We start from the raw sequence: 15177 nt of genomic DNA, 5'->3' as shown, positions 1-15177 counted from the left end.
GCAATGTCTTCCTGGTGTTTTTTGGTCTTTTATATCCTACAAATTTTGCCATTACAGATCAGCTCCTTCCTTTTGGGATTCGTATATCTGTCTGTAAATCTCACTGCGCTGCAGAAGGTCACGGTGAGTTCCTATATCACGGATACGGCCGTCATCCAGAATGATGATCTGGTCTGCATGTTTTACGGAAGATATTCTCTGGGCAATGATGATCCTGGTCATATCAGGAAGGAATTCCTGCATCCGCTGCCGGATGATCCCTTCCGTGGCAGTGTCCACTGCGCTGGTTGAATCATCCAGGATCAGTACCCTGGGCTTTTTCAGCAATGCCCGGGCTATGCAGATCCGCTGTTTCTGCCCTCCGGAAACATTCACGCCTCCCTGCCCCATCTCTGTTTCAAATCCGTCCGAAAGGCGTTCCACAAATTCGTCCACGCAGAGGGAACGATCAATTCAAAAACAGATTCCGCGGCAACACAGAAAACAGCAAGGACTGCGAACTTCTTGTACTGATGCATATAGGAAAACAAGCGTCTCAGCATTATTTATTGCACCTCCAATTATTGTATATACAACAATTGTATGCTCCGCACTATGATAATGTCAAGAACTCTTTTTTTACTTGGCAGGATATGATACAATAAATTTATTACAGATAAAAGGAAGTTTAAGGTTGTTGAAATGGAGAAGATAGAGATAGATAAAAATAGTGCCGTACCGCTGTATCTTCAGCTTGCCAGGCAGGTAGAACAGCAGGTGGAAGAGGGGATCCTGGCTGCGGGTGAACGGCTTCTCTCGGAAGTCAGAATGGCAGAGGAGACCGGATTATCGGTGGGCACGGTGAAAAAGGCGTACACCTGGCTGCAGGACAGGGGGGTTGTGCAGAAGGTTCGGGGCGGAGGCGCTTATGTACAGGAAAGGCTGCAGAAGCATGGGCAGGGACAGGCGGAAAATCCTGCCGCTATTGTGGAGGAGATGTTTTCAAAAGTGATGGAGAGCGGTATTCCCATGAATAAACTGTTTCTTCTGGCACAGCAGAAACTGGTCAGCCGTTTTCAGGAAAAACAGAAGATCTGCGCGGCATTGGTGGAATGTAATATCGAAACCCTGCACTCCATCGCCCCGGTGGTGGAGTCCATTCCCAATCTGTCGGTGGAGACGTATGTGCTGGAGGACCTGCTTTCCGGAAACAGAGTGATCAGTTCCAGATGTAACCTGGCTTTTATCTCCCAGAGCCACTACCAGGAATTTATAGGGTATGCGGATGCCATCAGGATTCCCACGGAAACCTTCGCGCTGGTGGAGAGCAGGGAAACCATAGCACGTCTGGCTACCATACCGGAGGGAGAACCCATATGTATCTTGTACAGAAGTGCTGCATTTTTAAAGAACGTTCAGAGAACCCTGCATTTTCTGGGAAAAACCAACCAGCAGATTTGTTCCGGCGAGGAAGAGATGAATGAAGCTATTGACAAATACTGCCGTCAGGGCTTGCCCCTGATCATTCCGCCCGACTACATAGAATATGCAAGCGCGTGGACGCTGCAGGTTGTAGCCAGGGCCAGAAAGAGTAAGTGCAGGATCATTCCCATGGAATATGAGATTGACCAGGGGTCCTGGATGCACATGGTGGAAGTGGCAGAGAAGATGGACAGACAGAAGGAGAATGGGGAAATATGAACCGGACACCGGAGGATAATGGGAAAGTGCCCGTGTATCTGCAGATCGCACAAAAATTAATGGCAGAGATTGAGGACGGGACCCTGAAAGAAGGGGAGCGTCTTATGCCGGAGCGGAAGCTCAGTGAGAATCTGCATGTAGCCCGAAACACAGTGAAACAGGCCTATGAAGAGCTGTGCAGGGAAGGCTATGCTGCCACGAAAAAAGGGAGCGGAACCTATGTGGATACCAGCCGCAGGGCAGATATAGACAAAAAAATATGCGGCATTATTGATGAAGCCATAGATAAACTGGCCTCTATGGGCAAAGGACGAAGAGAGATCGAGCGCATGTTCATGGAAAGTGCCTGGCAGCGCGTCCCTGACAGGGAACGCCTGAAACTTGCATGGATAGATTGCAGCGAGGAGTTTTTGCAGGATACGGCTGAGGAAATCGCAAAGTTCTGTAATGTACGCGCGGATGCGTATCTCATAGATGAGATCAGGGAAAATCCCAAGATATTAAACAGGGAAAAATATGATCTGTTCGCAACCACCATCAATCATCACGATGAGGTCTGGGCAACTGTGAAGCATGTGGTGGAAGGCGGAGACGAGATACCTGTGGAGAAGGTGGTCCTCTCAGTATCCAATGAGACCATCAGCAACATTGCCAAATTACGGGGGGAGAAGCCCATTGCCGTCATTTACGGCAGCGAATGGTACCGCTTCAGCGTGGAATGCTTTTTAAAGGAATTCGGAGTGGTCAGCCCTTACGCGTATATTCCCATTAAAAGCAGCATATACGAGCTGGAACGCAATACCAACAGATATCAGGCTGTTATCCTGCCACAGAATCCTTCCTACAGGGACGGACTGATAGGAGAGATACAGCTTCTGTGTGAGAAGAAGGAAATCTGTAGTTTTCCTTTTCATCAATATGCGGACCAGGGGTCTTTGTTCCATCTGCGGGGGCTGGTTTTTAAAAGGTGGCTGGAGGAAGGGACAGGAGAATCCCGCATGGATGAGGGGAGGAAAACGGTATAACATGATAAAGGACGGGGCAGTGACTAAGAACATGCTGCCTCCGGGCTGTGCCAATTTAAGAGCTGCTGCACCCAATATTGGTGCACAGCTCTTCTTTTCTTTCACGGGCAAGTCTTCTTTTTTATAAATTGCAGAATATATATGTTGTAAGACGAAATACTTCTGGAAAAAGAATCTGGTATAGTTTAATAGCGTGACGTGTATTTGGTATATATTGAAAAATAAATTGGAGTATATTAATTTAAGAACGGAGATATAAGATGTTGTGGAATATATACAAAAATATAGCTGAAAAATTAACTTTAATGCTGAAAAAATAAAAATATATTGATTAACCACCGGGTTTATGCTAGTATCAGTATAAGCCAATCGGAAAGGTTGACACGTATGAAAATATTTAATGTATACCAATTAAGAGAAATGAGGTGCTATTATGTCAACTAACTATCCACATTTATTCAGCCCGTTACGCATCGGAAACGTAACCCTGAAAAACCGTATCGCAACTGCTCCTATGGGATCGGAACCTAACACATCAGGATTCTTATCCGAGCAGAACCTGGCAGCTTTTGAGAACCGCGCAAAAGGCGGTGCTGCCATTGTCACAAGAGGTGAGACCCTGGTCCATGCCCACACAGGAAGTGCTCACGGCAATCTCTGTAACTTGGACAATGAGGGATTTATGCCCTCACACCTGCAGCTCACAGACAGGATCCATCAGCACAACGCACTGGCCAATATCGAGATCTTACATAGCGGTGCCCGTGCCCATCCTCAGTATACCAACGGGATCATCTATGGGCCAAGTGCACAGCCCGGTGTATACGGCGTGGATGTAACACCTATGGATGAAGACATCATGAACGAGATCGCAGATGCCTTTGCACACGGTGCTTATGTAGCTAAATTCGGCGGATTTGATATGGTTATGGTTCACGGCGGCCACGGATGGCTGCTCAGCGAATTCTTATCTCCGCTGTACAATACAAGAACAGACAAATACGGCGGTTCCATTGAAAACCGTGCCAGATTCCCGCTTATGGTCATTGACCGTATCCGAAAAGCAGTAGGACCCAACTTCCCCATTGAGATCCGCATCTCAGGTGATGAATTCATGGAAGGCGGTTACGGCATTGATGATGCTATTGAATTCGCCAAGATGCTGGACGGAAAAGTGGATTTGATCCATGTATCCGCTACTTCCTTCCGCGATGTGAACTCCGGATGCCGTATGTTCCCGTCAGCATTCCTGCCTCACGGTGTCAATGTATACCTGGCGGAGGCCATCAAGAAACATGTGAAGACACCGATCGCAACCGTAGGTTCCCTGTCCGATCCGGCAGAGATGGAAGATATTATCGCATCGGGCAAGGCAGATGTGATCTATGTGGGCCGCCAGATACTGGCAGACCCGGAATTCCCCAACAAGGCAAAAGCGGGACGCTTCGACGAAGTACGCCCCTGTGTGAGATGTAATCACTGTCTGTCCCTGGACTTTGTTCCTTATGTAGATATGTGCTCCGGTATTTCCCAGTGTGTGGTGAATCCGGAAGTGGGACGCGACTTAAAAGAAGGCATGTATCAGCCAAAACCGCTGCCTAAGAAAGTATTGGTGATCGGCGGAGGCCCTGGTGGAATGCAGGCAGCTCTGAAGGCTGAGGAGCAGGGACACGAGGTCATTTTGATCGAAAAAGCGGACCGTCTGGGCGGTATGCTCAATGTGGCTGTTCATGATGTTTCTTTCAAAGAAGACCTTGGTAAATATATGCAGTATTTGATCCGCATGGTGGAGAGAAAAGCCATCCAGGTACGTTTAAATACAACTGCCACACCGGAACTGATTCAGGAAATCGCACCGGATACCGTGGTGTGCGCAGTGGGTGCAGAACCTATTATCCCCAGAATTCCGGGAGTTGACAGAGAAAATGTGGTAAAAGTTACCCAGCTTCGCGATCCGGGTCTGGAATTCGGAGAAAAGGTAGTAGTGATCGGCGGCGGCCTTGTGGGATGTGAGGAAGGCCTGGCTCTTGCTATGGAAGGAAAAGATGTTACGGTTCTGGAAATGCAGGAAAAACTGGCGCCTGATGCACCGATCCTGCATCTGAAAGCCATGATGCTGGAATACGAGAAACGCACAGAGAATTTACATCCATATACAGAAGTTACCGTTACCTCCATTGAGGATGACGGAGTACATGCAAAAGACAAAGACGGCAAAGAAGTTATCTATCCGGCAGACACGGTATTGTTGTCTGTGGGTATGAGATCTAAAATCGACGAGGTGGAGAAACTCCGCACCAACGATGCTGAATTCATTACCGTAGGTGACTGTATCAAACCGGGCAAGATTCTGCAGGCAGTAAGCGGCGGATATTTTGCAGGGAAAAACGCGTAACGGCAGGACATAGACATAACCTCTTTTCTAATGCACGGCCCCCGGGGAGCGTAAAGCTTCCCGGAAGGGCGGTACATAAGGGAGTTTTGCATCTGTCTGATTTAGTAAGATGCAGTTGTGTCTATATATAATATTAATGTGTAAAAGAGGAGGGAATATATGTCTGAAGTTGCTTCAACCAAAGAACTAAAGAGAGTTTTAGGCAGAAAAGAACTGTTGTCCATTGGTATTGGCCAGACGATCGGTTCCGGTATCTTCGCCATGGTAGGGATTGGTATTGCCATGACAGGAAGATCAGCCAGCGTTTCCATGCTGATTGCCGCCATTTTCACAATTTTCACCAATATTCCATTGATATTTGTAGCCGGTACCGTTCGTCTGAGAGGTGGTTTTTATACACAGCTTGCACTTCTCGGCAATGATGTCAGTGCGGGATTTTTCGTTATTGTCCATATCCTGTCCTGGACAGCGCTGGCAATGTACGCTTTGAGTTTTGCGGATTACATGCTGGGCCTGATTCCGGCCCTGGCCGCTAATGGTTTTGTGCGCCAGCTTATCGCGCTTATTGTGTTGACCGTCTTCTATGTGACAAACCTGATGGGGATTGAGGGGGCAGCCAAACTACAGAATGCTATGATGCTGATCATGATCCTGGCACTTACAGCATTTATCGTATTTGGATTACCCCATGTAACCGCAGATTACTTTAAACAGCCCGAATTTATGACTCACGGTGTGAAGTCCATGCTGTCGGCAGGCGCGCTCTTTACCTGGGCAGTGGGCGGTGCAAACGTTGTGATCCATCTGGGTGCGGAGTGTAAGAACCCCACCAAGGATGTACCGTTTGTTATTATTGTGGCTACCTGTATCATCGCTGTTTTCTATGCGGGCCTGGTAGTGGTCGCGTCCGGTGTTCTTCCGGTTGCGGAAGTTGCCAATCAGCCGCTGACACTGGTATCCGCGGAAGTTCTGCCGTATCCGCTGCATGTGTTTTTTATTGTCGGCGGTGCTATGTTCGCCCTGTCCACAACACTGAACTCTGCTCTCGGCTGGGTTACAAAGCCAATCCTGCAGGCAGCAGTTGACGGATGGTTCCCGCCTAAGGTTGCCACCATCCACAAGAAATACAAAACCCCTACCGTCATCCTGACCATGTTCTATGTGGAATGCGTGATCGTTATCCTGTTCAATGTTCCAATCTCCACCATCGGCAACATGGCAGTTATTTTGAATAATGTATTCTTCGCCATACTGGCATTTACTTCTTACAACATGATCAAGAAGATTCCGGATGTGTGGAAAAAATCCAGGTTCCATGTAAGCAACGGCATGCTGCTGTTCTGGGCAGTTGTGGGAGGCATTTCCCTGATCTTACAGACACTGCTTCTGTTCAGTGATCTGAAACCATGGGAATTCGTAGCCAATGTAGTGGTACTGATCTTCGGTCTTGCCTATGCGTATTTCCGTAAAAGATCAGGCAAGGTCCATATGGAAGTCAGCTACGAAGAGGCATAGGAACCTCCGCTTGGGACGGAGATCAAGTTCCTTTCTGTGATCGAAACAGAGATATAATCTTTTATGGGATTATGTCTCTGTTTTTTGTGCGCCTGGCGGCGCCCGTTGCTAGTGCATGGGATGGCAGTTGATTTTCGGGAACCCTCTGGTGACCGTCTTATCCGCAGTTATTGGTCAGTTCACAGGTTTTGGAACGTCGAGCGGCTGCAAAGATACATCCCCGGCCCCTTCCTGCCCTGTTTCCGTCCCCCCTTGATTCTAAAACCCAACTCTATTTATCATTGCAATCCACAAATTTTTTATATATAATAGGAATATTGAATACAAAAGCGGAGAGTGTATAAAAAATGAGCGGTCTTGTAGTTATGAAGCAGATGATAATAATATTCGCATTGATCATGGCAGGCTTTCTCCTGCACAAAAGGCGCATCCTGTCTTCCGCTGCATCCAAAGACATGTCAGCACTGGTATTAAACCTCTGCTCCCCTGCTCTGATCATTTCCAGCATGTTCAGCGACCTGACCTCCATCTCCAGAAAAAATGTGGGCCTGGTTGCCCTGATCGGCATTCTTTGCTTTGCCTTTCTCATAATACTGGGATATGCTCTGACAAAAATCCTGCGGGTGCCTGTTTCCCGCAGAGAGGCATACATTCTGATGACCGTATTCGGCAATCTGGGTTTTATCGGACTGCCGGTGGCGTCTGCGGTGCTTGGGCCGAAATCCATGGTGTATGTGATCGTCTTTAACTTTCTGTTCAATGTGGTGATCTTCACCTTCGGGATCATGCTTGTGAAAAAAGGTGTGGAAGGGGTGGAGCAGTCCTGGACCGATATCTTCAGCCCCGGATTTATTGCCTGCATCCTTGCATTTATTATTTATTGGTTCAATATAAAAATCCCGGCGGATCTGCAGTCACTGGTAAATTACTGCGGCAATGCCTGCACCCTTTTGTCCCTGCTTGTGATCGGTATGTCTCTGGTGGGAATGAATCTGGGCAGTGTGTTTAAAAACAAAAGGCTTCTGCTTTTTACTGCCATCCGTTTTATTGCAGTGCCTATAGCCCTGGCCCTGCTGTTAAAACCGTTTCTGCCGGATTATATTATGAGGGCTTCCATTGTACTTATGATGTCTCTGCCGGTGGCGAACATGCCCATGATGATGGCAGAGCAGTATGGGAAAGAGACAACAACTATTTCCGAGGGGATCATTTTGTCTACCGTACTTTCGGCAGCCACGATCTCCCTGGTGTTTTTATTTGTATAGACAGGTGGAACTGTTTACAGAAGTTTGATTTCACGGACTGCAGAGGCAGCCGGAAAGGAGAATGTGATATATGAAATGGAATAAATTCACACTGAAAACAAGAACCGACGCGGAGGACATTATTATATCCACACTGGCGGATATGGGTATTCAGGGTGCGGAGATAGAGGATAAACAGCCTTTGACTGAGGAGGATAAAAAACAGATGTTTGTGGACATCCTGCCGGATATGCCGGAGGATGACGGGGTGGCCTATCTGAACTTCTATCTGGATGAGGATGAAAACGTGGAGGAAATGCTGCAAAAAGTGGAAGCCGAGCTTTTGGATCTTCGCAATTTTGTGGATATCGGTGAGGGAACCATAACCACCTCCCAGACAGAGGACAAAGACTGGATCAACAACTGGAAACAGTATTTCAAACAGTTCTATGTGGATGATATCCTGATCATTCCTTCCTGGGAAGAGGTGAAGGATGAGGACAAAGACCGCATGATCATCCATATTGATCCGGGCACTGCATTTGGCACAGGGATGCATGAGACCACACAGCTCTGCATCCGTCAGCTCAAGAAATATGTGACCCCCGAGACAGAACTTCTGGATGTGGGCACCGGAAGCGGCATCCTTTCCATCGTAGCCCTGAAACTGGGAGCGAAGCACGCTGTGGGGACAGATTTGGATCCCTGTGCAGTTCCCGCGGTGGAGGAAAATAAGGAAGTAAATGATATTCCGCCTGAGAGCTTTGACATGATGATCGGAAACATCATTGATGACAAAACCGTCCAGGACAAGGTGGGGTATGAAAAATACGATATTGTGGCTGCCAATATTCTGGCTGATGTGCTGGTACCCCTCACTCCGGTCATTCTGAACCAGATGAAAAAGGGCGGCATTTATATCACATCTGGAATCATTGATAATAAGGAAGAAACTGTGGTGAAGGCAGTGAAGGATGCCGGCCTTGAGGTCCTGGAGGTGACCTATCAGGGCGAATGGGTGTCTGTGACCGCCAGAAAGAATTAAGGAGCGTGATCCATGTACCGTTTTTTCGTAGAGCCTTCCCAGGTGGAGGAGCATACCATCCATATTCTGGGCAGTGATGTGAACCATATAAAAAATGTGCTCCGCATGAAAACAGGTGAGGAAATCCTCATAAGCTCCGGTGATGATCTGGAGTATGCCTGTTACATTGAGGAGATGGGGGCAGAGGAAGTCCTGGCACACGTGATGTATGTGCAGGAGGCAGGGTATGAGCTGCCTTCCCAAATTTATCTGTTTCAGGGACTTCCAAAAGGTGATAAGATGGAACTGATCATCCAGAAAGCTGTGGAACTCGGCGTGCATGAAGTCATTCCCGTGGCGACCAGGCGTGCTGTGGTAAAGCTGGAAGGCAAAAAAGAAGAGAACAAGATCCGCCGCTGGCAGGCCATTGCAGGCAGCGCGGCGAAGCAGTCAAAACGCATGTATGTGCCCGAGGTAAAACCTGTCATGCGTTTTAGCCAGGCGATAGAACAGGCAAAGGAGCTGGACATAGTGCTTCTTCCCTATGAGCTGGCAGAAGGCATGAGAAAGACTAAGGAGATCATTGCTCAGATAGAACCGGGCGGGTCTATCGGTATTTTCATTGGACCGGAGGGCGGGTTTGACGAGGAAGAGGTGCGTATGGCAGTGGAAATGGGAGCAAAGGCCATCACACTGGGAAAAAGAATTCTGCGGACAGAGACAGCAGGACTTACAGTTCTCTCTGTCCTGATGTTTGCATTGGAGGAATAACATGGAAGCGTATCTGGACAACTCAGCCACCACAAAATGTTTTGATGAAGTAAAGGACATTGTGGTGAAGACTATGACAGAGGATTACGGCAACCCGTCAGCTATGCATTTAAAGGGCGTGGAGGCGGAAAAGTATGTGAAGGAAGCAGCAGCGGCCATAGCCAAAACCTTGAAAGTACAGGAAAAGGAGATTTTCTTCACTTCCGGAGGAACAGAATCAGACAACTGGGCTTTGGTGGGCACAGCACTTGCCAACTGCCGTCAGGGTAAGCATATCATTACCACATCATTTGAGCACGCAGCGGTTTCGGCACCTCTTGACTGGCTGAAAGAACAGGGGTACGATCTGACCGTGATCCCTGTGGATGAGAAAGGGAATCTCTCCATGGAAGAGCTGGAGGCAGCCATCCGCCCGGATACCATCCTGGTATCCACCATGTATGTGAATAACGAAGTGGGAGCCGTAGTGCCTGTGGAGGCCGTGGCAAAGCTGGTGCATGAGAAGAATCCTAAGACGGTATACCATGTGGATGCCATACAGGGCTATGGAAAATACAGAATTTATCCCAAACGCGCCGGGATCGACCTGCTCTCTGTGAGCAGCCATAAAATCCACGGGCCAAAGGGCGTAGGGTTTTTATATGTCAGTGAAAAGGTGAAGATCCGGCCCCTTATTCTGGGCGGCGGCCAGCAAAAGGGTATGCGTTCCGGTACAGATAATGTGCCGGGGATCGCGGGACTTGGAACTGCGGCACGCATGGTATATGAAAATCATGAGGAAAAAATAGAAAAGCTGAGAGCACTCAAATCATATCTGGCAGAAAACCTGTCTGCCATGGAGCGGGTGGTCATCAACGGGCCTGCGCCCAAGGACGGGGCGCCACATATAGTGAACGCCAGCTTCCTGGGGGTGCGGAGTGAAGTGCTTCTGCATACTCTGGAGGAAAAAGGTATCTATGTGTCCGCGGGAAGCGCCTGTTCCAGCCACAAGCGGGCTGCAAGCGCCACTTTGACTGCTATATCCGCGGACAAGGAACGCAGAGAGTCCGCCATACGTTTCAGCCTCAGTGAGTTTACCACAAAAGAGGAACTGGATCATACACTGGAGGAGATCAGAACCGTACTGCCTGTGCTTAGGAAGTATGCAAGGCATTGATAAGGGAAAGGAATAAGTTATGTATAAAGCATTTTTAATAAAATATGCAGAGATAGCCATCAAAGGAAAAAACCGGTACATCTTTGAGGACGCCCTGGTGGACCAGATCCGCCGTGTGCTGAAAAGTGTGGACGGATCCTTTGATGTGGTGAAGGAAAGAGGCAGGATCTATGTATTTGCCCGCAGTGAATTTGATTATGAGGAGACTGTGGAAGCGCTGAAGCGTGTGTTTGGTATTTACGGCATCTGTCCTGCCGTTGTATTGCAGGATGAGGGGTATGATGAGCTTGCAAAGGCTGTGGTTTCCTATACGAAAGAAGTATACGGCAGCAAAGACATGACTTTCAAAATGAATGTGAGAAGAACCAAGAAAAGTTATCCCATGAATTCCATGGAGCTGAACGCGGAGCTTGGCGGAGCCATCCTGGATGCGTGCCCTAACATGAAAGTGGATGTGCACAAGCCGGATGTGTTTATCCATGTGGAAATCAGGGATAAGATATATCTGTACTCCCAGGTGATCCCGGGACCGGGGGGAATGCCTGTGGGAACCGGTGGAAAGGCAATGCTCCTTCTGTCAGGCGGCATTGACAGCCCGGTTGCCGGATACATGATCGCAAAGCGCGGGGTTAGTATTGACGCTGTGTATTTCCACGCACCGCCGTACACCAGTGAGCGTGCAAAACAGAAGGTAGTGGATCTGGCCAAACTGGTGGCACGCTACAGCGGTCCCATCCGTCTGCATGTGGTCAATTTCACGGATATTCAGTTATATATTTATGAAAAATGCCCTCATGAGGAGCTGACCATCATTATGCGCCGTTATATGATGAAAATCGCGGAGGCATTTGCTAAGAAGGACGGCTGTCTGGGATTGATCACAGGGGAGAGTATCGGCCAGGTGGCAAGCCAGACCATGCAGAGTCTTGCCGCTACAAATGAGGTATGTACCATGCCTGTATTCCGTCCGGTCATCGGCTTTGACAAGCAGGAGATCGTGGATGTGGCGCTGAAGATCAACACTTACGAGACATCTATCCTGCCTTTTGAGGACTGCTGTACCATATTTGTTGCCAAACATCCTGTTACAAAGCCAAGCCTGAAAGTGATCAAACGCTCTGAGGAAAAGCTTCGGGAGAAGATAGAAGAGATGATGGAGGAAGCTGTGGGTACAGCGGAGACGATCATCTGTGAATAAAGTTACTATTCAGCCTTTCGGCTTCATAGCAACAAAAGCATGCACACAGACTGCATAAACCGCAGTCTGGCGCGTGGCTGCCTGGGGATTGCCTATATGGGATTCCGGCATCTGTCCCAAAGGGTTTTCCCTAGAAATGAAAAAAAGGACTGCCCTCAGGCAGTCCCGGTTGTTGCTTTGTCGGAATGAATCTCGATCAGTCTACTAAATATGGTTTTAACACAGTTAAGATGTCATCTAAAGCGCCATCAGCTGCATGGATGTTCAAGTCAATAGCTTTTGATAAATCTAAGCTGAAGATACCCATGATGGACTTAGCGTCGATAACGTATCTTCCGGATACTAAATCAAAATCATAATCAAATTTTGTAATCTCATTCACGAATGATTTTACTTTGTCGATAGAATTCAGTGATATTTTTACTGTTTTCATTGGAAAAATCCTCCCTTACCTATTCCGTTTTTTGCTTCTTACAAGACTTATGTTACCGTTTATGGCAAAAAAAGTCAATATAAAAAAGGGAGAAATAAAATACAAAGAATGTGACGACTATTCGTCAAAACGCTTAACGAATTTTATGATAAAGAGGATTAGGATGAAAAAGAAAGTAGCATTGCACAATCTGGGCTGTAAAGTCAACGCATACGAGTTAGAGGCCATGCAGCAGATGCTGGAACAGGCAGGGTATGAGACCGTGCCTTTTGCGCCCGGAGCGGACATATATATTATCAATACCTGTACAGTCACAAACATTGCTGACCGCAAATCAAGACAGATGCTCCACAAGGCAAAGAAGATGAACCCGGATGCCATAGTGGTGGCAGCGGGCTGTTATGTACAGGCAAAAAAAGATGAGATACAGATTGATGAGGCCATAGACATTGTGCTGGGCAACAACAAAAAGCAGGATTTACTCACAGTGCTCAGGCAGTACGACAGGGAAAAGGGCCAGGACAAAGAACTGATCGACCTGAAAAATCCGGTGGAATATGAGAATCTGCAGCTATCCTCCACAGGGGAGCACACCAGAGCCTATCTGAAGGTACAGGACGGATGTAACCAGTTCTGCAGCTATTGCATTATCCCTTATGTGAGAGGGCGGGTGAGAAGCCGCAGAAGGCCGGAGATCGTGGACGAGGTGAAGCGGCTGGTGGAGAACGGATACCAGGAGTTTGTCCTTACGGGCATCCATTTAAGTTCCTACGGCGTGGACTGTGAGGATTCCCTTCTGCAGCTCATTCTGTCTGTCCATGAGATCGAAGGCGTGAAAAGAATTCGCCTGGGATCTTTGGAACCCCGTATTATTACGGAAGAATTTGTCAAAACTATAAGCAGCTTATCTAAAATATGTCCTCATTTCCACCTGTCCCTGCAGAGCGGCTGTGATGCCACCTTAAAACGCATGAACAGAAGGTATACAGCACAAGAATATCTGGACGGCTGTGCACTACTGCGGAAATATTTTGAACATCCGGCTCTCACCACGGATGTGATCGTAGGATTTCCACAGGAGTCAGAGGAGGATTTCGAAGCATCCAGAGCCATGATAGAGAGCGCGGACTTTTATGAGACCCATATCTTCAAATATTCCAGAAGGGAAGGCACCCGGGCCGACAAGATGGAAGGACAGATACCGGAGCAGGTAAAAGCAGCCAGAAGCCATATACTGATCGAGCTGGGAAAACAGCAGAAACAGAAGTTTATGGAATTTTATCTTGGCAGGGAAGTGGAGATCCTCTTTGAGGAAAAAGCTGAGATCCATGGAAAAACATACTGGATCGGGCATACCAGAGAGTATTTAAAAGTGGCGGCAGAGACAAAAGAAAAACTGGAGAATTGCATAAAAATTGGCAAAATTGGCGGATTTGTCGAAGATGGCGTTTTTATTTGCGCAATATAATGGTTGAATTTCCCTTCAAGATATATTAGAATAAGGATATGGTTTAGAGAACTATCCGGCGGCGGGCGTGCTCATTGGCTGTTTTACCCAATGGCCCATAGCTTATCAGTAAGTGATGATTTATGGAGCGGACGGTAACCCGAATAGTTACAAGTTTAGATAAGGGCGTGAGAGATTATGGAGAATAATTTAGGAAATACCCAGTATTTCAAAGTTAAGACAGAACCGGAAGTCCGGGTAAAGGAAGTTCTGGACCTGGTGTACAATGCCATGGCGGAGAAAGGATATAATCCGGTAAACCAGATTGTTGGATACATTATGTCCGGCGACCCGACTTATATCACCAGCTACAAAGGTGCCAGAAGCACCATCATGAAAGTAGAGCGTGATGAGTTAGTGGAGGAGCTTTTGAAGGAATATATCAAGAACGAATCCTGGAAGCGTGACTGATGATGAGGATCATGGGACTTGACTATGGCTCTAAGACAATAGGGGTGGCGATCAGCGACCCTCTGGGTCTTACTGCCCAGGGAATCGAAATTATCCGTCGGGAAGATGAAAATAAACTCAGAAAATCCCTTCGCCGGATAGAGGAGCTTATAAGCGAATATCAGGTGGAAGAGATTGTTCTTGGATTTCCCAAGAACATGAATAATACCATAGGAGAACGGGCGCAGAAGTCTCTGGAGCTGAAGGAAATGCTGGAGAGAAGGTGCAGTCTGCCCGTGGTCATGTGGGATGAGAGGCTGACTACTGTTGAGGCCAATCGTACACTTATGGAAAGCGGTGTACGGCGAGAGAACAGAAGTAAATACGTGGATATGATAGCTGCAGTGTTTATTTTGCAGGGCTATCTGGATGCAAAAGCAAACCCGGGTACAGTTTGATTTCAGCTTGATACCGTATTTGGATTATTGAGGGAAAGAAGGCTCGTTTCCGGGTTTGGGTGTTTATGCACGTAAAAAGAACGACAGAAAGGAAGAATGTATGGAGACAATTATTTTTGATGGAGAAGACGGAACAGAATTGGAGTTAGGGATTCTGGAACAGACAAGAGTGAACGGAAGCGTATATCTGCTGGTAGTGGACCCTGAGGATTCGGACGATGAAGGGGCGGCAGCATATATTTTAAAGGACATTTCAGAGGATGGCGACGAAGAAGGCTGCTACGTGTTCGTGGAGGACGACACGGAATACGATGCGGTTTACAAAGTCTTTGAGGCCATGTTAGAGGACATTGAATTTGAAAATTGAACGGAGAAATTGGA

Annotated in this window: 14 protein-coding genes and 1 pseudogene; 13 read left to right on the top strand and 2 right to left on the bottom strand. The window is 47.6% G+C overall.

The window, feature by feature from the left end; genetic code table 11:
• Positions 1–51: 51 nt before the first annotated feature.
• Positions 52–447, bottom strand: a pseudogene (locus tag A4V09_RS15330) (ATP-binding cassette domain-containing protein); the annotation flags it as partial.
• Between the two features lie 234 nt (positions 448–681).
• On the opposite strand from A4V09_RS15330, the gene A4V09_RS15325 reads away from it, so the two are divergent.
• The 9 genes from A4V09_RS15325 (at position 682) to thiI (ending at position 12008) form a co-directional block, all read left to right on the top strand.
• The gene (locus A4V09_RS15325) at positions 682–1680 is read left to right on the top strand and encodes a GntR family transcriptional regulator (RefSeq protein ID WP_065543119.1); all 999 of its coding nucleotides are present in this window, start codon (positions 682–684) and stop codon (positions 1678–1680) included.
• Positions 1677–2705, top strand: coding sequence for a GntR family transcriptional regulator (locus tag A4V09_RS15320; RefSeq protein WP_065543118.1), 1029 nt, complete (start codon positions 1677–1679; stop codon positions 2703–2705). Before A4V09_RS15325 ends, A4V09_RS15320 begins: the two co-directional genes overlap by 4 nt.
• Positions 2706–3138: 433 nt before the next feature.
• Entirely contained in the window at positions 3139–5100 is a 1962-nt protein-coding gene (locus tag A4V09_RS15315; RefSeq protein ID WP_065543117.1) for an oxidoreductase, read from the top strand.
• A gap of 159 nt (positions 5101–5259) precedes the next feature.
• Positions 5260–6615 (top strand): APC family permease, encoded by a 1356-nt coding sequence (locus A4V09_RS15310; RefSeq protein WP_065543116.1) that lies wholly within the window; start codon positions 5260–5262, stop codon positions 6613–6615.
• A 347-nt stretch (positions 6616–6962) separates the two neighbouring features.
• Entirely contained in the window at positions 6963–7880 is a 918-nt protein-coding gene (locus A4V09_RS15305) for an AEC family transporter (RefSeq protein WP_084043620.1), read from the top strand.
• A gap of 70 nt (positions 7881–7950) precedes the next feature.
• Positions 7951–8904 (top strand): 50S ribosomal protein L11 methyltransferase, encoded by a 954-nt coding sequence (gene prmA / locus A4V09_RS15300; RefSeq protein WP_065543114.1) that lies wholly within the window; start codon positions 7951–7953, stop codon positions 8902–8904.
• A 12-nt stretch (positions 8905–8916) separates the two neighbouring features.
• Complete coding sequence (locus A4V09_RS15295) at positions 8917–9654, top strand: 16S rRNA (uracil(1498)-N(3))-methyltransferase (protein WP_065543113.1); 738 nt, start codon at positions 8917–8919, stop codon at positions 9652–9654.
• A gap of 1 nt (position 9655) precedes the next feature.
• Positions 9656–10810 carry a cysteine desulfurase family protein gene (locus A4V09_RS15290; RefSeq protein ID WP_065543112.1) on the top strand — a complete coding sequence of 385 codons (1155 nt, stop codon included), beginning with the start codon at positions 9656–9658 and terminating at the stop codon, positions 10808–10810.
• A gap of 19 nt (positions 10811–10829) precedes the next feature.
• Entirely contained in the window at positions 10830–12008 is a 1179-nt protein-coding gene (gene thiI / locus A4V09_RS15285) for a tRNA uracil 4-sulfurtransferase ThiI (protein WP_065543111.1), read from the top strand.
• A 196-nt stretch (positions 12009–12204) separates the two neighbouring features.
• Here the strand turns inward: thiI and A4V09_RS15280 are convergent, their stop codons facing one another.
• Positions 12205–12441, bottom strand: a complete 237-nt coding sequence (locus A4V09_RS15280) for an HPr family phosphocarrier protein (protein ID WP_018596059.1) — start codon at positions 12439–12441, stop codon at positions 12205–12207.
• Positions 12442–12604: 163 nt separating this feature from the next.
• Between A4V09_RS15280 and mtaB the strand changes: the two genes are divergently transcribed.
• The 4 genes from mtaB (at position 12605) to A4V09_RS15260 (ending at position 15163) form a co-directional block, all read left to right on the top strand.
• On the top strand, positions 12605–13909 hold the full coding sequence (gene mtaB, locus A4V09_RS15275; protein WP_065543110.1) for a tRNA (N(6)-L-threonylcarbamoyladenosine(37)-C(2))-methylthiotransferase MtaB: 1305 nt from the start codon (positions 12605–12607) through the stop codon (positions 13907–13909).
• A gap of 177 nt (positions 13910–14086) precedes the next feature.
• Entirely contained in the window at positions 14087–14359 is a 273-nt protein-coding gene (locus A4V09_RS15270; protein ID WP_018596061.1) for an IreB family regulatory phosphoprotein, read from the top strand.
• Positions 14360–14361: 2 nt separating this feature from the next.
• Entirely contained in the window at positions 14362–14796 is a 435-nt protein-coding gene (ruvX, locus tag A4V09_RS15265; RefSeq protein WP_065544807.1) for a Holliday junction resolvase RuvX, read from the top strand.
• Positions 14797–14896: 100 nt separating this feature from the next.
• Entirely contained in the window at positions 14897–15163 is a 267-nt protein-coding gene (locus A4V09_RS15260; protein ID WP_065543109.1) for a DUF1292 domain-containing protein, read from the top strand.
• The last annotated feature ends 14 nt before the right edge of the window (positions 15164–15177 follow it).

This window comes from Blautia pseudococcoides (assembly GCF_001689125.2).
GTDB lineage: Bacteria > Bacillota > Clostridia > Lachnospirales > Lachnospiraceae > Blautia > Blautia pseudococcoides.
The sequence above is the reverse complement of the archived record's forward strand: the minus strand, read 5'-3'. Positions and strand labels throughout refer to the sequence as shown.